The 18,014-nt window shown below is 57.4% G+C and carries 17 protein-coding genes and 2 tRNA genes; 2 read left to right on the forward strand and 17 right to left on the reverse strand.

From position 1 onward, the window contains the following. Positions 1-232: 232 nt before the first annotated feature. The 13 genes from aalo17_RS07070 to aalo17_RS07130 form a co-directional block, all read right to left on the reverse strand. Positions 233-1,189 (reverse strand): DnaJ C-terminal domain-containing protein, encoded by a 957-nt coding sequence (locus tag aalo17_RS07070; RefSeq protein ID WP_067557472.1) that lies wholly within the window; start codon positions 1,187-1,189, stop codon positions 233-235. 81 nt (positions 1,190-1,270) lie between these two features. Next, the gene (locus aalo17_RS07075) at positions 1,271-2,011 is read right to left on the reverse strand and encodes an NAD-dependent protein deacylase (RefSeq protein ID WP_067557475.1); all 741 of its coding nucleotides are present in this window, start codon (positions 2,009-2,011) and stop codon (positions 1,271-1,273) included. 100 nt (positions 2,012-2,111) lie between these two features. Then, complete coding sequence (locus aalo17_RS07080; RefSeq protein ID WP_067560173.1) at positions 2,112-4,688, reverse strand: ATP-dependent Clp protease ATP-binding subunit; 2,577 nt, start codon at positions 4,686-4,688, stop codon at positions 2,112-2,114. Between the two features lie 795 nt (positions 4,689-5,483). After that, positions 5,484-5,699 (reverse strand): hypothetical protein, encoded by a 216-nt coding sequence (locus aalo17_RS07085; RefSeq protein WP_067557478.1) that lies wholly within the window; start codon positions 5,697-5,699, stop codon positions 5,484-5,486. Between the two features lie 94 nt (positions 5,700-5,793). Next, complete coding sequence (locus aalo17_RS07090) at positions 5,794-6,141, reverse strand: hypothetical protein (protein ID WP_067557481.1); 348 nt, start codon at positions 6,139-6,141, stop codon at positions 5,794-5,796. 237 nt (positions 6,142-6,378) lie between these two features. Next, positions 6,379-7,242 carry a DNA/RNA non-specific endonuclease gene (locus aalo17_RS07095; RefSeq protein ID WP_082743303.1) on the reverse strand — a complete coding sequence of 288 codons (864 nt, stop codon included), beginning with the start codon at positions 7,240-7,242 and terminating at the stop codon, positions 6,379-6,381. 319 nt (positions 7,243-7,561) lie between these two features. Then, complete coding sequence (gene nagA, locus aalo17_RS07100) at positions 7,562-8,698, reverse strand: N-acetylglucosamine-6-phosphate deacetylase (protein WP_067557487.1); 1,137 nt, start codon at positions 8,696-8,698, stop codon at positions 7,562-7,564. Between the two features lie 203 nt (positions 8,699-8,901). Then, positions 8,902-9,744 (reverse strand): YitT family protein, encoded by an 843-nt coding sequence (locus aalo17_RS07105; RefSeq protein ID WP_067557490.1) that lies wholly within the window; start codon positions 9,742-9,744, stop codon positions 8,902-8,904. Next, positions 9,741-11,096: a methyltransferase RsmF C-terminal domain-like protein gene (locus aalo17_RS07110; protein WP_067557493.1), complete on the reverse strand. Its 1,356-nt coding sequence runs from the start codon at positions 11,094-11,096 to the stop codon at positions 9,741-9,743. Before aalo17_RS07110 ends, aalo17_RS07105 begins: the two co-directional genes overlap by 4 nt. Positions 11,097-11,204: 108 nt before the next feature. Beyond that, positions 11,205-12,272, reverse strand: a complete 1,068-nt coding sequence (locus aalo17_RS07115) for a M23 family metallopeptidase (protein ID WP_067557496.1) — start codon at positions 12,270-12,272, stop codon at positions 11,205-11,207. A 142-nt stretch (positions 12,273-12,414) separates the two neighbouring features. Then, on the reverse strand, positions 12,415-13,599 hold the full coding sequence (locus aalo17_RS07120; protein WP_082743306.1) for an O-antigen ligase family protein: 1,185 nt from the start codon (positions 13,597-13,599) through the stop codon (positions 12,415-12,417). A 135-nt stretch (positions 13,600-13,734) separates the two neighbouring features. Beyond that, a tRNA-Leu gene (locus aalo17_RS07125) sits at positions 13,735-13,817 on the reverse strand. Positions 13,818-13,824: 7 nt separating this feature from the next. After that, positions 13,825-14,067 (reverse strand): hypothetical protein, encoded by a 243-nt coding sequence (locus aalo17_RS07130; RefSeq protein WP_067557502.1) that lies wholly within the window; start codon positions 14,065-14,067, stop codon positions 13,825-13,827. Between the two features lie 113 nt (positions 14,068-14,180). Between aalo17_RS07130 and aalo17_RS07135 the strand changes: the two genes are divergently transcribed. Further along, entirely contained in the window at positions 14,181-15,590 is a 1,410-nt protein-coding gene (locus aalo17_RS07135) for a hypothetical protein (protein WP_067557504.1), read from the forward strand. 43 nt (positions 15,591-15,633) lie between these two features. Further along, a tRNA-Thr gene (locus aalo17_RS07140) sits at positions 15,634-15,709 on the forward strand. A 96-nt stretch (positions 15,710-15,805) separates the two neighbouring features. Here aalo17_RS07140 and aalo17_RS07145 read toward each other — a convergent pair. The 4 genes from aalo17_RS07145 to aalo17_RS07160 form a co-directional block, all read right to left on the reverse strand. Beyond that, positions 15,806-16,771 (reverse strand): glycoside hydrolase family 2 protein, encoded by a 966-nt coding sequence (locus aalo17_RS07145; protein WP_067557506.1) that lies wholly within the window; start codon positions 16,769-16,771, stop codon positions 15,806-15,808. A gap of 167 nt (positions 16,772-16,938) precedes the next feature. Continuing rightward, entirely contained in the window at positions 16,939-17,316 is a 378-nt protein-coding gene (locus aalo17_RS07150; protein WP_158507758.1) for a helix-turn-helix domain-containing protein, read from the reverse strand. Positions 17,317-17,444: 128 nt separating this feature from the next. Next, on the reverse strand, positions 17,445-17,666 hold the full coding sequence (locus tag aalo17_RS07155) for a hypothetical protein (RefSeq protein WP_067557512.1): 222 nt from the start codon (positions 17,664-17,666) through the stop codon (positions 17,445-17,447). Beyond that, positions 17,663-17,968: a hypothetical protein gene (locus aalo17_RS07160; protein WP_067557515.1), complete on the reverse strand. Its 306-nt coding sequence runs from the start codon at positions 17,966-17,968 to the stop codon at positions 17,663-17,665. Before aalo17_RS07160 ends, aalo17_RS07155 begins: the two co-directional genes overlap by 4 nt. Positions 17,969-18,014 lie beyond the last annotated feature (46 nt).

An 18,014-nucleotide genomic window follows, 5' to 3' on the forward strand; every position in this document is an offset into this window, starting at 1 on the left:
AGACTCTATGGGATTCGGTTTTGCCACATCCAGCCGGCAAGCAGACTAAAATTGCCGGAATGCTGTGGAAGACACCCCTCCAGACAGCCTGCTCCCTGCAGGAATCCCCTGCCTGAACCGGATAGTCCGGTGACAGAATGCCACCCTCTTCCTGGCCACAGCCGGAAACCCCGAAAAGCGAAAAACCGCATCTGTCAGGATGCGGTCTGAATACAGCAGGAATGCAGCAGGGTCATGCCTTGAGCGTTTCCTGGAACTTCACGATGAGATCCTTCTGTTCGTCGGTGAGCGTTTTGGGCAATGTGACTTTGATGGTCACGTACTCGTCGCCGGTGGCTTTGGAGGTCACGATGCCTTTGCCCTTCAGGCGGAACTTCTGACCAGGCTGCGTACCGGCCGGGATCTTGAGGGAAACCGAACCGTCCAGTGTCGGGACATCCACTTCGGTGCCGAGCATGGCTTCGGTGAAGTTCACGGATACAGTGGTCAGGATGTTCATATCCTCGCGGGTGAAGACCGGGCTGGAAAGGATGTTGACCTTCAGCAGCAGGTCGCCGGCGGGACCGCCGTTGTATCCCGGACCGCCTTTTCCGGCCAGTCGGATCTTCTGGCCTTCCTTGATCCCGGCTGGAATGTTGATGTCATAGGTGACACGCTCGCTCTGTCCATTGGCACCGGTCATCATGAAGGAGACAGTCTCGCTGCCGCCCTTGACGGCCTTCATGAAGTCAATGGAGATGTCGGCGTTCAGGTCCTGTCCCTTCTCGGGCTGCGGCTGGTACTGGTCATAGAAGGAACCGTAGTCCCCGAAGCCCTGGGTCCGGGCTCCGCCCATGCCGCCGCCGAACATGCCGCCGAAGATGTCATCGAAGCCAAACGGCCATTCCTGGCCCGGACCGAAGGGGTTGCTGCCCCCCTGGCTGCCCCAGGAATACTTGTAGCTGTTCAGGACATCCTCGTTGAAGTCCGCCTCAATGGCCTTTTCACCGTATTCGTCGTACAGCTTCCGTTTCTTGTCATCGGTCAGGATATCATGCGCCTTGTTGATTTCCTTCATCTGCGCGGTGGTATCCTTGCCCGGGTTCAGATCCGGGTGATACTTTTTCGCCAGCTTCTTGTAGGCTGACTTGATTTCCTTCTTGTCCGCCGTTTCCGGCACACCAAGAATGTCATATAACTTTTTGGCCATGGATGCCTCGCTTTCTAAAGAGAACTGTATAGGATCTGCCTGCCGGCACAGGATCGGTCAGCAGACAGGGATTGGGCTGTATCAGTCGTTCACTGCCTCGGACAGCGTCCTGCCAATGGAGTCCCGGATCACCAAATCCGCCCGGTCGTCATAGGGAGTGGCATCCCGGTTGATGAGCACCAGGTGCCTGCCCCGGAAGTACTGCAGAAGACCCGCCGCGGGATAGACCACCAGGCTCGTGCCACCGACAATCAGCGTGTCGCAGTGACTGATTTCATACACCGCCTGCGACAGCACTTCCTGGTCCAGTCCCTCTTCATAGAGCACCACATCCGGCTTGATGATGGACTGATCCAGCTCACAGCGGGGAATTCCGTTTTCGTCCCGCAGCTTCAGCACATCCTCCAGGCCATAGTACTTCCCGCAGGTCATGCAGTAGTTGCGCAGCACGCTGCCATGGAGTTCCAGGACATTGACACTGCCGGCCTTCTGGTGCAGCCCGTCGATGTTCTGGGTGATCACCGCCGACAGCTTGCCTTCCTTCTCCAGTTTTGCCAGCGCATAGTGCGCCGGGTTGGGCACAGCGTCCAGTGCGATCATGCGGTCGAAGTAGAACTGGAAGAACTCCTTCGGGTGGCTGTCGAAGAAGCTTCTCGACAGCATGACCTCCGGTGGATACGGGTACTGGTTTTTCTGGTTGTACAGACCGTCCTGGCTCCGGAAATCCGGGATGTTGCTTTCGGTGCTCACGCCTGCACCGCCAAAGAACACAATCCGGTCCGATTCGCGGATGATCTGGCGCAGCTGTTCGATTTCATTCATGTGATTCCCTTCTTTCCCGTTGTGCTGTTCCTGCCGGGTCTTTCCTGGCAGGCCAGCCTGGTTTCACGACAAACAGAGGCGGTCGCCCGCCTCTGAAGTGTTATCTGTCTTCGCCGAATTTCTCGATCCGGATGTCGTACTGGCCATCCCGGATGTCGATTTTGATCACGGCATCTTTGAGGGCGCCTTCCGCGATCATCTTCTTGGCAATGGCCGTTTCGATGTTTCTCTGGATATAGCGCTTCATGGGACGCGCACCGAAGACAGGATCCACACCGTTTTCGGCGATCTTGTCATAGACAGCATCGGTGCACTCCAGCCGGATGTCCTTTTCACTGAGCCGGTGCTCCAGCTCGCCCATGAACTTCCGGGCAATCTTGGCGAATGCCTCTTCACCCAGTGCATTGAAGATCACGATCTCGTCGATCCGGTTGATGAATTCCGGACGGAAGTGCTTCTTGACTTCCTCCATGTACTTCTCGTGCAGGATCTCCGGTTCCTTTGCGTATTCAAAGGCGTTGGCTGCGCCAAGGTTGGAGGTCAGGATGATGATCGTGTTTTTGAAGTCCACCGTCACACCCTTCGAGTCGGTGATCCGGCCGTCGTCCAGGATCTGCAGCAGCACGTTGAAGACATCCGGATGTGCCTTTTCCACCTCGTCGAACAGGACGATGGAATAGGGGTTCCGGCGCACGGCTTCCGTCAGCTGGCCGCCTTCATCATAGCCCACGTATCCAGGAGGCGCTCCGATCAGACGGGACACCGCATGTTTCTCCATGTATTCCGACATATCGATCCGCACGATGTGGCGTTCGTCGTCAAAGAGCTGTTCTGCCAGGGCCTTGGCCACTTCAGTCTTGCCGACACCCGTGGGGCCCAGGAACAGGAACGAACCGATGGGACGGTTTTCGTCCTGGATCTGCGCCTTGGAGCGCAGGATCGCATCCACGACCAGGTCGATGGCGTGGTCCTGACCCACGACGCGCTTTTCCAGCTCGTCCTGCAGGTGAAGCAGCTTGTATCGCTCGGACTGTTCCAGACGGGACACTTCCACACCCGTCCAGCGGGAGATGATCTTGGCGATCAGTTCCTCGTTGACGGTTTCCTGAATCATGCCGGCTTCATCCTTCGGCAGACCTTCCTTGTTGATTTTCGCTTCCAGTTCCGGAATGATCTGGTACTGCAGGCGTGCGGCGTCTTCATAGCGCAGCTCGCTCTGGGCCTTTTCCAGTTCCAGCTTCGCCTTTTCCAGTGCCACTTTGTCTTCCTGCGCCATGGCCAGTGTGCGCTTTTCGTCCTCCCACTTGGCGTGGAGCTCGTTGCGCTTCTCTGTCAGGCGGCCCAGTTCTTCCTCGATCTCTTCCCGGCGCTCGACGGTCTTCTTGTCGTCCTCGCCCGCCAGGGAGGTCTTTTCGATCTGCAGCTGGGTGATCTTGCGTTCCATCTCATCCAGCTCCTGGGGCATGGATTCCATCTCCACCTTCAGGGTGGCGCAGGCTTCATCCACCAGGTCGATGGCCTTGTCCGGCAGGAAGCGGTCCGTGATGTATCTGTCAGACAGCGCCGCTGCCTGTACCAGGGCATCGTCCAGGATCTTTACACCGTGGTAGCCCTCGAAGCGGTCCTTCAGTCCACGCAGGATGGAAATCGTGTCGTGCACATTCGGCTCGGATACCTGCACCTTCTGGAACCGGCGTTCCAGGGCGGCATCCTTTTCGATGTATTTCCGGTATTCGTTGAACGTGGTGGCCCCGATCATGTGCAGTTCGCCACGTGCCAGCATCGGCTTGAGCAGGTTGGCCGCATCCATGCTGCCTTCCGTTTTGCCCGCTCCCACAAGGTTGTGGATTTCGTCAATGAACAGAATGATCCGTCCATCCGACTGCTTCACTTCATCCAGGATGGATTTCAGACGTTCCTCAAACTCGCCGCGGTATTTCGCACCGGCAATCAGGGAACCCATGTCCAGTTCGATCAGGATCTTGTCCTTCAGAGAATCTGGCACGTCTCCCTTCATGATCCGCCATGCCAGGCCTTCCACGACGGCGGTCTTGCCGACGCCGGGTTCGCCGATCAGCACGGGGTTGTTCTTGGTCTTCCGCGCCAGGATCTGCATGCAGCGGCGGATCTCTTCGTCACGGCCGATGATCGGGTCGATCTTGCCGTTGCGGACTTCCGCCACCAGGTCACGGCCATATTTCTTCAGGGCCTCGAGGTTTTCCTCCGCATTGGGGGAATCCATCTTCCGTCCGCCGCGGCGCTCCAGTTCTGCCTGTTCGCACTGCTGCTGGGTAATGTGGAACATATTCACCAGCTGACGGGAGATATAGGACTTGTTGAACATCAGGAAAATCCACAGCGTTGCCGTGCTCAGGTAGATCTCGTCATGCTGACTGGCCCACTTGGCGGCTGCGTCGATGGATTTCTGTACTTCGTTGGACAAATTGATGTTGGCGGAGCTGGACTTGGCGATTTTCTTCTCTTCCTGGGCAATGACCGTCAGCGCAAGCTTCTTGTCTATGTTCAGTCTGTCGAAGAGGCCGTCCAGAATTTCGCTTTTGAACATCGCTTCCAGAACATCGATGGTGTCGACAGACGCATGCTGGCTTGCCTTGGCGTCGTTGACGGCATTCATCAGAATCTTCTGGAGGTTTTCGGACATTTTATCGAATTCCATGGTGTCCTCCTTTAGATACGTTTTCAGGTTATCCGATTCAATTATAAGTTTTGGCCGGGACCGGCACCAACAGTAATGCCTTAAAAGCGCACAGGCAAAAGGCGCAGAATCCGGCGCCAGATGCTCAGTTGGTGACGGCTGCATGACAGTTGTACCAGATTTTGATGTCACTGACATGCCACATCGACGAAATGTGCCGGAAACAACAGGCAAAAGCCGGACACAGACAGGACTTCCCCGCTGCATCCGGCTGTTGGCTGTATGGTCTGCTGTCCTGCAACAGTCAGGAGTGCGGCCGGCCTGCTTCTTCGACTTGCGCCGGAAGAAGGCAGCCAGACCGGCAGCTGCAGCCGCGGCGGCGGTCCACAGACCGGCTTTCGTTGCCGCGGCGATGGTCACATTTGCCTTGTCAAGGCCGGCGGGCTTTTTGACAGCCAGCACCCTAAGCGTGCCCTTGCCGTCCCTGACATCCTCGCCGTTCAGGCCCATATCCATGGCCGCTCCGGCCCGTTTGCAGCCTGCGGGCATCGCCTTCGCGATCTGCTCACTGGTCAGCATCGGCTTGTCCGCCGTGACGGTAAAGGTCTTCGTTCCCACGACTTTGCCCTGGTTTTATCCTTGAACTGCAGGGTGATCACGGCGTTCTGCGGTGTCTGGGACTGGACGGTTTAGCCCTGGGCCGTGGCGGTCATGCGGCGCATGAAGAGTGTTTCCACCGGTACGCCCTGCGCATCGGAGAGGGTCTTGCCGTCGGCTGTACCTTCGCCCCAGAGGGAGACGGTGGCTGCCGGTGCCTTAGACGGCCGAGCCGCAGACACTGCTTTTGAGCTGGGAACTGGTGACGGTGAAGACAGCCGATCCATCCAGTTCCATGCCATTCATATCGGTGACGTAAGAGCCGCCTTCGATGACAAAGTCCGGGCAGTCATGCAGGGTCACATCGGCCGATGTTTTCATGTCGACGGTACCGGTAGTCGATTCACCGGTGATCGTGCCGGTGATCGCAGCCATTATGCCGTTGACACTGACATGCGAACCGGTGGCTGCCTGGGTCTCCGGTTTGGATTCCTCTGCCTGCGGGGCGGGTTCAGAGGCTGTTTCTTTCTTACGGATCAGCCGTTACCGGAGCCGGCTGGTGCGCCGTCTGAATCTGGTCAGCTGCTGCAGGGTGCCCTGCGCCGGTTTTGTCAGTATCGGCTTTGTCTTTGTCCAACTCTTTGTCCTTGTCGGATGTCCTGTCTGTTTTGTCCGTCTTTTTCCTGTCGGACTTCGTTTTCCTGTCCGTCTTGTTCTTTCCGGCTTCTTCCTGCCCGCTCTGGCTGGACTTGCCGGAATCCGCCGGCGTTTCTACAGTCGCCAGCATAGGTACGGCATTGGCTGCAACCATCGCCGCAGCCAGTGAAGCAGCTGTCAGCGACTTGGAAATTTCTCTGTATTCATTCACTGTCTCCATTCATTCACTGTCTCCTCTTCCAGTCTGCCTCTGGTACTTTGTCTCAGGAAAGCACAAAGGCATCACTTTCAGTGAAGAGAGTTCGGGCGATAAAAAAAGATACCCATATCACTCGTAACAGTGAAATCAATCGGCGATTATACAGGAAAACCGAAGCTTTTTGGAACATAATTCCCCATTGGCTCAAGATTCAAAAGCAGCAAACAAAAACGCAGTTTCCTGCGTTCTTAAGTTTCTTTAATTGCATTCCTGGGCCGGAGTGTATCCCATGTCGAGAAGCTCCTGCCGGGTTCCCCGGAAATAGTCCCGGTTCTGGGCAGAGATGTCCGCTGCCCTGGGGCAGTCCATCGTATGGAATTTCATAGACCGGGTGTTCAGGATGAAGTCCAGGACCTCTGTATAATACTGTTCCTCTTCCTCGGTCTGGTCCGCTGCATGACTGGCACCATCCGCATAGTCGATCACGACCCCGGGCTGCACGTTGTAGCAGTAGACATTGAACTTGATGCCCCGTCCGTCATCTTCCACGCTCCAGGCCTCCATCTGCACACCGTCAGCGAGCAGGTTGTCGCCGGTGTATTCCGGTGTCACTCGATACAGCACATGATTGCCGGTCTGCCGGATGTAGTCCAGGACTTCCATTTCAAAGGGCAGCATCCCTTCTGTGTTCATGTACCGGGTGCCGGTGATGAGGTTCTGCGGGTTCGCATTCTCCCCCGTCAGGCTCCAGGCCAGCAGGTGACAGCGGTTGTACAGCTTGCCGCCTTCGATGAAGTCATAGCTTTTCTGGTCCCAGCCGGGCGGGTAGATCATGGAAATGTCCTGGCGGTCGTCATCCGGCAAAAGCTCCGGACCGAGGACCGCAAAAGCCTGTACCGGGCGGCCGAATTTGTCCAGCCCCTCAAATTCCTTGTAGGCAGTGGTGCTCAGATCCACGTCGGAGAAGGCCGGGATGCCCTCATTGACTTCCACATACGGCGAACCGAAATATGCAGGTATGTCCTGTGCACCCGGATCGGTTCCAGGCTGCGGCGCAGCGTTCTGACAGCCTGCAAGCAGGACCATCAGACAAAGAAAAAACCCCTTCAGCATTCGTTTCATTTTCTATCTCCCAAGGAAAATGTACACGCTGAAACCACTGATTCGCAAGACGAAATCACACGAATTTTTCCGGAAGATTATCCAGAATTTACCCGGTCGCACTGATTGGAAGCATCAGGCCGATGAACGCAGAAAAACAGGGATGCTGGAAGGTGGATGTGGTCCGTAAAACACACTGACTGGGTGGCGGTTTCAGCTCCAGCCACTCCATCCGCAACAGACCACGATCCAGCGTTTCTGCCTCAACTGATTCCATTCCGCTGCACCCTCTGTACTCTGGAAAACGGGAGGCAGCTCTGCTGCCCCCCGTTTTTGCAGGTTATACCGCTTTTTTGCCTCTGCACCAGCAGGCGACTACATCGTAGTCACTGTTCAGGACCACAATATCCGCATCCTTGCCGGCCTGCAGACTGCCCTTCCGGTCATCCACACCCATCATTTTTGCCGGGTTCAGGGTGACGGCGTTGATGGCACTCTGCCAGGGGACTTCCGCTAGTTCCACCATGATCTGCAGACCGCGGTTGACATTCAGCGTGCTGCCCGCCAGGTTGCCGGCACCCACCAGGTGTGCGGACCCATCCGGGAACAGTTCGATGTCGTTGCCGCCGAACTTGACGATCGTGCCTGTCGGCAGGGATTTCACCATCAGCGAGTCGGTGACCATGATGCCGTGATCGGGACCCTTGGCCCGGAAGAAATCGTTGATTGCCGCCGGGTGCACGTGGTTGCCGTCGCAGATGATTTCACCATAGACTTCCCGGAACCGGAAGGCTGTGCCCACCAGACCGGGTTCCCGGTGATGGAACTTGGACATGCCGTTGTATACATGAGTCATGCTCATCGCACCGTTGGCAATGCCCAGCACAGCCTGTTCATACGTTGCACCGGAGTGCCCCTGGCTCACGACGATGCCGTGATCCACCAGGAAGTGCGTCAGTTCGTAGTTTTTGTCATGCTCTGTGGCCATGGTCACCAGCTTGATCAGGTTGTCGCTGGCAGCCAGGTAGCGCTTGAACTGCTCCACGTCCGGCATAACGCAATACTGCTCCGGCTGTGCTCCCTTGAAGGTCTGGTCCAGGTACGGGCCCTCGAAGTGAATGCCCATGATTTCCGCACCTTCATATCCTTCCTTCACCACATTGGCGACATTTTTCACCGCTGCCGTGAGGACTTCCTCGCTCTGGGTGATTGTTGTGGGAAACAGCGATGTAACGCCTTCTGTCACGATCCGGCTCGTCCAGGTGCGCAGGCCTTCGGGCGTAGCATCATTGGTATCCCAGCCATAGGCACCATGGCAGTGGATGTCCATGAATCCCGGGATGATGCGCTGATCCCCGAAATCATAATCCGGGTTTTCCTGCATTGGCAGAACCGCTGCAATTTTGCCGTCTTCGACCTTGAGCGCTGCGGCCATCCAGGTATCCAGGACCCAGACTTTTGTACTTTGAATGATCATGTCATTTCCTCCATTGACTTGTGCCCCCATTATAAGCGTTTGCATTCCTTGAATCCACGGACATGGCAGGCAGAGTGCATGCAAACGCTTTTCTGTACATATTCCGCCTTCCATGCCGCATGACTGGCCGGTGTCTGCCCATCATCGGCACAACATAAAAACCGGCTCCTTCCGGAAACCGGCTTTGAGTGCACCGGCTGAAGTCACACCAGGCGCTTTTCGTAGTTGCCGCGGATCGGCGACCCGTCGTTGAGGATCACGAAGGCATCCGGATCCAGTGTCTTTACGAGTTTGCTCAGCTGCCGGACTTCGTACTTGTTGATGCACGTCACCAGGATCTCCTGCTGCCGGCCGGTGTAGGCCCCGTTGCCGTTCCACCATGTCACGCCGCGTCCCATCTGTTCATTGATCTCATGCTTGATTTTCGGGTTCACGGTGATGATCAGCGCCCAGACGTCAATGTTCTGGATGTGCACGCGGTCGCTCACGAAGTAGCAGACCATGACAAACAGCAGCGAATACAGGGCCGACTGCATACCGAAGAGAATGCCGTTCCAGGTCAGGATCACCGCATTCAGCGCATAGGACAGCTTGCCGACGGAGAAGTTGCGCCGCACTTTGGAAAGATACACACCCAGAATGTCCATGCCGCCGGCACTGCCGCCGGAGCGCAGGCAGAGGCCCACACCCAGTCCCCCCAGGACGCCGGCCAGCAGGGCGTTGGAAATCACGTCCGGCAGGATCATGGTCTGCGCGACAGGAATCGACTGCATGGCCACGGTCTGGATCACCAGGGACAGCACGGTTTTCCGGATGAATCCCATGGACAGGTTTTTGTATGCGAGCCAGAACAGCGGGATGTTGAAGCAGAAGTTGATGATACCGGCAATGGCTGCGGTGCTGCCCATGAACAGCCAGGAGAGGATCTGTGCAAAACCGATCAGTCCGCCGGAGTTCAGCCCCGCCGGGACCAGAAACAGATTGATGGCGACGGGATACAGCAGACTTCCCACAATGAGTTCCAGATATCGAAATGTCTTGTTCATGCTTCCTGATTTTCCTTTCTCTCAGTCACGGTCCCATCTGTCACGGATCCGGCTTCCGGCAGCCTGACATGACTGCCCGCCAGCAGCCGCAGCCCCTTCGGCAGCTTATTCTTCAGGACCTTGCCGGTGCTTTTCGCAAATCCCATGGGCTGTCCATGCCAGGTCACCTGCACATACCCCTTTTCCATGGGATACGCCAGTTCCTGTCCGTGGAGGAAGGCATCCAGCTGTGCATCATCCAGTTCGGCTTTCCGGGCACAGTCGGCGGCCATGAAAAAGGCATGGGCAGGTTCAAACCGGGTTTTGACCGTCTCGCCAATGAAGACCCCCTGCCGCTTCCAGGTCCCCTTCAGAAAGGGCTGGTTCATGCCGTAGAGCCGGGTTTTCTCCCGGTAATAATACGGAAAGCTGACTTGCATATCCTGCAGAAAGGCCTGCTCCAGGGCTGTCAGCCGCACCGTTTTCTCCCGCGAAGGCTCCCTCCGGTCCTCCGGGTCCCCCGCCTTGCGCAGCCTCGCTGCAAACTGCCCTTCCCCGCCATCCATGGGGAAGATCCGCAGTCCGCCGGCCTGGTCAAAATCCGGGCGCCCATAGGGCTTGTGAATGGGTTCCTGTGTCATGTCCGGATGCCGTTGGAGAAACGCCCGGACCTGGTCCTCGTTTTCTTCCCGGGCATACGTGCAGGTGGAGTACACCATCACACCCCCGCATGCCAGTGCCTCATACGCCGCATCCAGGATATCGGCCTGCCTGGCTGCACAGATGCGGATGTTCGCCTCGCTCCACTCCGTCAGTGCCAGGTCGTGTTTTTTGATCATGCCTTCCCCCGAACAGGGGGCATCCACCAGCACTTTGTCAAACATGCCCGGAAACCGCCTTGCGGTCCTGCAGGCGTCATCCCTGCTCAGGGCAAAGTCCACGGCGCCTGTCCGCTCCAGATTCGACAGAAGCACAGAGGCCCGTTTCGGGTCCAGTTCGTTGCAGACCAGAAACGAGGGCTTTTCCCGGAGGATCTGCGTGCTCTTGGAACCCGGTGCCGCACACAGGTCAAGCACCCGGTCGCCCGTCTGCACATCCAGAATGTCCACCGGTGCCGATGCGCTCGGTTCCTGCAGATACATGGCCCCCGATACATGCAGAGGATGCAGTCCCCAGGAACCGGACACGATCCAGGCATCCCTGGTGAAGGGGCTCTCCCTTTCCAGGTCCAGGCCGGACTCAGCCAGAAACCGGTCCCTGTCCATGCGGCGGGTATTGAGCCGGACCGATCTGGCAAAAGGTCTGTCCATAGATGCCAGGAAGGCCGGATAGTCCTCTTTCAGACTGGATTTCATCCGTTCAAAAAAATCCATGAAAACCTCCTGTTCTCCCGGGATTGCCGGGCACAGTCTGCCTGCAGTATACAACGCCGGTCGTCCGGACCCAACCTCATTTGACATGGTCTGTGTGACAGCCGTTGTTCAGGATGCCGGGAGCAGCTGTTCGGGACGCATACGGCAGGCCATCTGACTGCAGGCACCGGGTGTGTCCCAGCCGGTGCCAAAGGAGAAGTCGGCTGTGTCCAGAAAATACGAAACCGCCTCTTCCAGCGACATGGTGAGTTCACAGATCTCGACATGGGTGTGGGGGCCGGTGGAATTGCCCGCATTGCCCGAGAGGGCGATCACATCTCCCTGGCGGACGGACTGTCCCGGCCTCACATGGTGGATGTTTGACAGGTGGTACAAGGCAACAGAATACAGACGGTCCTGGACCGGACACAGCAGCAGGATGGAGTTCCCTGCTCCGCCCGGATAACCGCTTTGGTTTCCGGGATACCCGGAATCCGCCGGCTGGCCGGCGGACTGGTACAGAACCACCCCGTCTGCGGGGGCATGGACGTCGGTATACAGAGGAGCCGCCAGATCCAGTCCCAGATGGAGACCGCCACCCGGATAGGACCAGGTGCCTGCGCTCACATAGGCGCCTGGTATGGGATGGACAAAGGCATCCGCTGCCCGCAGACCGGAAACATCAAAGGCAGGACAGACAACAGACAGCCAGGCATCCCAGCTGCCCTCTTCTGCAGCCCCGCCAGCCGCCGCTGGCAGGCCGGCCGTTCCCCGGATCATGGCCTCCGGTACCGGATCTGCCGCATAGACCGGTGCATCCGCCGGGTGCAGGGCGTCCATTTTCTCCTGCCGCCGGGAGATCCTTTCAAGGGTATCTGTACAGGCCTGTCTGCCCCGCTGATGCAGGGTTTGCATCCCTTCCAGGCGCTGCACCTCTGTCCAGAGATCGTCCAGGTCTTCCGCCCGGCAGTCCGGGTGTCTCTGCACCCAGGCAGGATCCAGCCTTGCCAGCCGGTCCTGCAGCACTGCCCGGGTTTGCTCCAGTATCTCCTGCAGGGAGCCCTCCGCATCCAGGCACTGTTCCACTGCCATCAGGATCCTGCGGTCCATCGCATTGGCAGCCGCCAGCTGCTGTGGTGACTCGCATTCCGGCATGCCGGAAAAAAGAAAAAGACAGCACATCAAAAAAAGGTTCATTGATTTCCTTTCTTCAGTGTCTGTCTTCGCTGGTTTTATTGTACAGGATTCACCATCTGGTGCAACCGCCATCGGCATCCAATCGGGGGTGACCCGCACCGCTCCTCATCGGCCTTTGGGGAAATCATGCAGCAGGCAATGGTCAGGCTGCAGTCGCTGCCGGCTGTGTGACGGGTTGTTTCCACATGCAGGAGGCATTGGCCACCATGAGGAAGGTGATGCCGGTGACAGGGAAATTCAGGGTGAAATCCAGAAGCCCGAGCACCAGGGCGGTGAAATAGAAGGAAATGATGAGGGAGAACGTTGTGGGATGCTCCTGCATGATGCCCATGGTTTCCCGGATCAGGGTGACAAAGTAGCCGGTGATGAGTGTCGTTCCGACCAGTCCGTAGGAGGTCAGGGATTCCAGGAGCAGGTTGTGTGCATGAGGCGCCTTGTGAAATCCCATGGTTCCGTACATGAATCCATAGGTCACCGGGCCCATGCCGAAGAGCGGATGCATCTGGATGAGGACCACGGCTCCGTCCCAGATCTTGATGCGGGAAAACAGCGTGGAGAGGTTGGATCCCCGGGGGATGATTTCCGGAAAGGACAGCACCAGGATCAGGGCGAGGATCTCCATGCCGACGGAAAAGGCGAAGAGTTTCTTCTTGCCGGCGAAACCGAAAAACAGCGGAAAGATGAACAGGAACGGCAGCAGCGCGGTGCGGCAGCCGGTGAGAAACAGCATGAAGAAGTTCAGCAGGGCGGTCACGACGTAATACAGCCGCAATGGCAGGTTCCGGTGCCTGACGTATTCATAGACGCAGAAGAGAATGAACCACACACACATGGTGGCGTAGAAATTGGCGTTCATGAAGGTGGAGTTGATGCGGTCTCTCGGGCTGTTCTGGATGACGAAGTCAAAGAAGTCATACCCCTTCCGGGCGGAAACGGCCTGGAATTCCACCAGTCCCCAGAATGCGGCGAGCCAGGACATGGCGATCATGAGCTCCAGCATAATGGTGAACAGGTTCCTGGTGAGGTTCTGGCGGTAGACGGCGATATAGAGCGCAGCCAGCAGGTAGCCGCCGGCATTCAGGCAGCCCATCCAGTTGCCGTAAAAGGCAGAGACAGCCAGCTCCAGGATGACGAAGGCATACAGCCAGTGTGCGCCGGTCTGCGCACGAAGGGCGGCGGGGATCCTGCCGCTGACCAGGAAAAACACCAGGATCAGGGCCAGAGAAGCCGCCGCAAACTGGAAGGGCAGAAACAGGGCGGCGGTGCCGGCCAGCAGTGCCCATTCATAACGGTTCAGGGACCGCAAAAGGCTTGAAACATGATTCATGACTTTATAGTAGCATGGTATTTTCAACAGAATCGAAAGGGAATCTGAAAGTGGATGTGCAAAGAGTGTGGACTGCCATGACCCGGAGGGTAAGAATACAAAAAAGACCGGAGAAAACCGGTCCTGGAGTTTCGATGGTGCGGACAACAGGACTCGAACCTGCACGCCGAAGCACCAGATCCTAAATCTGGGGTGTCTGCCAATTCCACCATGTCCGCGGCACAGTCAGTGAAGCACCGTGGGATGTTCCTGTGCAAAGAGTCTTTCCCGCAGTTCGTCCTCCACACGCTTCAGGAGACCGTCGTCCAGGGGCATACCGGCAATGGTCACCGGTTCCGTCGAATCCGTCCAGTAAAACCTGGGTTCGGGCACCGTTTTCATCGGCTCCCAAAGCCCGCTGTGTTCCATGGCTTCGATGGCTTCTAGAATGGAACGGGAAAGCATTTCCACAATCATGTTTTCATCCATAAAGCAATTCTATCATGGTCTTCCGGAAACAGACAGGGGCAGTTTGACACCTCGCGTTTATTCTGTCCCGTTCATGGTAGAATAACTCCATACGGAGATACGGGAGGAAGCAGATGAACGATGAAAAACGACCTGGCGAACTGGACCAGGACAGTCAGGATGATCTGGATGCGTTTGCCAGGGCCCTGCTGAACCGCAAGACCGAAATGCGCATCTTCCGGGATGAAACCGGCGATGAGGTGGAAATCGGCTTTTCCGACAACGAGCGGGAGGCCGCCGAAAAGACCATGTCCCAGGCCCTGGACACCCTGCGCAAAAGCAGGGGCCAGAAAACCATAGAAGAAGAAGAAACGGCGTTCTGGTTCGAGGAAGAGCCGGAGACAGGCAAAGGCAGCGAAGAGACCGCCAGACCTGCCCCCCGAAAGTTCCGGGAACCGCACCCGGTGCGAAAAACCAGGAAACCGCGAAAAGCGGAAGAGACAAAGTCTTCCCGGCCGGAGAGCGGTTCCAGCCGGAAACCCCGGAAAAAGAGTGCAGCCGGAAAGAAACAGACCGATTCCAAAGGCACCGGGACCGATGCAAAATCGAAGACTTCCATCGGTTCCCGGACTGAAAAGCGCCGGACAGCGGACAAGCCAGATCCGGTCGTCCAGTCGGCCCGGCCACAGAAAAAGCCCGCATCCCGCAGGCCGCATGATCCGGCCAGACGGAGAATGGTGCTGGCCATCCTTGCCCTGTGCCTGCTGGCAGCCGCCGGTCTGGGGGTCTACTGCTGGAAAGTCCTGGTGTGGAACCCGGAAAACCTCACCACGGAGGTCCAGGAAGCCAGCTACCGGAAACTGGTGGACTATGCGGATGAATACGGGTCGGGCCTCATGTCGGATGCGGAACAGGCCGAGATCCTGGACCTGAAGGCCGACTACGATTCCCTGGCACCGCGCCAGAAAAAGGAAATCGATGCCTACTTCGCGGAACAGACCCGTTCCGGTGACTACCCCAATGGCCGGACCTTTGAAGAGATCTGGCAGGAACAGACAGAGAAAAAGCAGGCTGCAGAAGATGCAGCCCAACCGCAGTTCCAGGAACTGACCTCCTTCCTTGCCAACTGGAATGACAAGACCGACCAGGAAAAGCGCCAGATCGTCAACTACAGGGATTTCTACAAGGGACTGACGCAGTCCCTGAAGACCCAGGTGGATGACCAGCTGCGGGCTGCCACAGGACAGACGTTCTCGCAGCTTGTCAGCGAACAGGAAGAAGCCATGCGCAGCGAACAGGTGGCACACCAGGAGCAGGTGGATGCCCAGAAAGCCGAACTCCAGGCACAGATCGATGCCTTGAACCAGGAGCTCCAGACCTATATACAATATGGGACGTCGCTGAGCGAAGAACTCAATGCAGCCACGGTGGCAGGCCAGGACACATCGGAGATCGAAGCCCAGATCACAGCCAACAATGCCTATGTGCAGGAGCTGTCCGGCCAGATTTCCTCTCTGGAATACCAGCGGGATTCTCTTCAGTAACCCTTGATTTCACGCCGCAGGTAGTATATTATCTGTGGCAGATGCCGACTTAGCACAGCTGGTAGTGCAACGCACTCGTAACGCGTAGGTCGTAGGTTCAAGTCCTATAGTCGGCACCATCCAGAAAGCCAAAGAGCCGGAGACAAGTCTCCGGCCCTTTTTTTGCATTTGCCTGTCCTGACGAATGTCCGCCTCTGGCGGGGGTATACGGTCGGTCAGTGTCCAATGGTGAACTCCTGTCCGCAGAGATTCAGCTCCGCCGCCTCCAGGCTCAGACGGGTCACATCCCGGGATGGCAGGCCGCCCTCTTCCTGGACCCAGAAACAGAGACTGACGTGTCCCTGGGCAGCAGACAGCTGCCGGTCATGGTCGCCAATGGTGGAAAACACCACAAGACCCAGACGGTCGGCTTCTTCCAGCAGCCGCGCAGCGGGCTGTCCGGATCTGTCCCAGACGGCGTTGTATCCCTGTGCCAGGATATCTTCCAGTGATTCCGGTTCCTCCAGCACCTTTCCCTTCAGCGGATAGGGATGGCCGTTGAGCAGGAAATTTCTGCGGCTGTCCAGGGAGTAGGTGCGCAGTCCGGTGAACAGCCGGATTTCATCCTTGACCATTCCCCGCCGGCGCAGCTGGGCCACAAGTTCCAGCCGGTCCGGCTGTGTAGTTCCTTCCCACAGGACGTTGCGGGTCGTGACCAGGTCCACCGGATCCAGCCGGTCGGCATTGACCTCCACCTGGTCCAGTATTTCTCCCTCCGGATCGCGGAGGATGAGCCGCAGGGTGTCCCCCGGCAGGATGTCCGCAAGCTGTGCCTGGACTTTGAGGATCCCCGACCCGGGGACCCAGGAACAGCTGCAGCCAAGAGACGGCCGGTCTTCTTCATGCACCCTGAAGTGACTGCGGGGTGTTACCAGCAGGCTGATGTCCGGGTGGCCGCTGCCTCCTCTGGTTTCCAGGCAGTTGCGCCCCGGACGCAGATGTTCTGACAGGGAGATGTGACCGGCTCCTCTGTCCCGGCTGCAGAGGTATTCGCCATTCAGGAAAAACTCTGTCGGTTCGCTGCAGTCACAGGCGATCCACGACAGATCCCCGAGATAGACCACAGGACAGGCGAATTCCGTCTGCCACCCCTCCTCTGTCCGCTGCCAGTCGGTATTTTCAAGCTGTGTGCTGTTTCTCATGTCATCACCCCGGACATTATACCGGGTTTCCGGCAGCGCTGAAACCGCTTCCGCATCGATTCAGGCATTCCGGCGGTTCCGCATGGTCTGGCGGTTTTCCCCGGTTCAAACGACTGCCCGCAGACAGAAAACCGGACTCTTTCCGCTGACGAAACGAGTCCGGTCCTTCATGACTGCAGCTGGTCCCTGAACTGTTCCCAGGTCCCGGCATTCTTTTCCAGCATGGACCAGGTGACTTTCTGCCCGAGATCGGACAGCTGCCACCGGACCTTGCGCTGTCTTGCAGCGTCCGCAGGATTCTCCTGCACATAGCCGCGGCTGTTCAGGCTTTTCATGGTCCGGGAAATCTGGGCCTTGTCCCGCTCCGAGGCGCCTGCCAGTTCGATCACCGACAGTCCATCCGGGTGATACATCAATGTCTGCAGGCACAGGATTTCTGCGCTCCGCAGTCCCAGATCTCGCAGCTCGGCATTGGCCGACTCTCGGTATTCCTTGACCAGCGTTTCCATATTCAGGAACAGCCGCTGCATTGCATCTGCTGTCATATCATTTTCTCCTGCCTGTCTGCATACAGTGTAGAAAATGTTCAGCATCAGGACAATTGTTACGCTTTCAACAATACATTCAATGTGTCCGACTGGAGTTTCGCCTGCAGATGCAGGCGACCCGTTCTTTACAGCCCCTGTTTCCGTTTTGCGATGATGTCCCGGATGTCAAAGGGCGTATTGTCCTCCGGCACACTGTATACATCCACAAAGGGCACATCCTCCACCGTCCGCAGGGGAAATCCGGACTTGTCCGTTATCTGGTCCATGGGACAGGTGATCTTCAGCATGTACATCGCCGGCGCCCGGTGCTCTGCCAGCGGCTCCATCGTTCTGTCGTTGCATGTCATGAGCATTTCATGCGGATGCCCGAATGCCTCAAAGGCCTTGGCCAGTCCAGGATCTCGATGGTGCCCTTCGCTATCACCGACCGGCAGTCGTGCTTGTGGCCTTTGTACGGCCGGTCCGGAAAATCCCGGAAGGCATGAAACTGCAGCGTACACGGGCATCCTTTCGCATGAGGTCCGGCTTTCAGCCGCGTCTGGCGATGCACATAGACCGTCAGGTTTTTCTCATCCATCTCAAAGCCATGGTTGGGATAACCGTCTTCGCCGTTCAGCGACAGCCCCACGTCCTTGAAGCTGTCCAGCATCGCCGCAATGAGTTCGGGTTCTTCACTTCCCGCTCAAAATGAATCA

The sequence above is a fragment of the Faecalibaculum rodentium genome (assembly GCF_001564455.1).
GTDB classification, from domain to species: Bacteria; Bacillota_I; Bacilli_A; order Erysipelotrichales; family Erysipelotrichaceae; genus Faecalibaculum; species Faecalibaculum rodentium.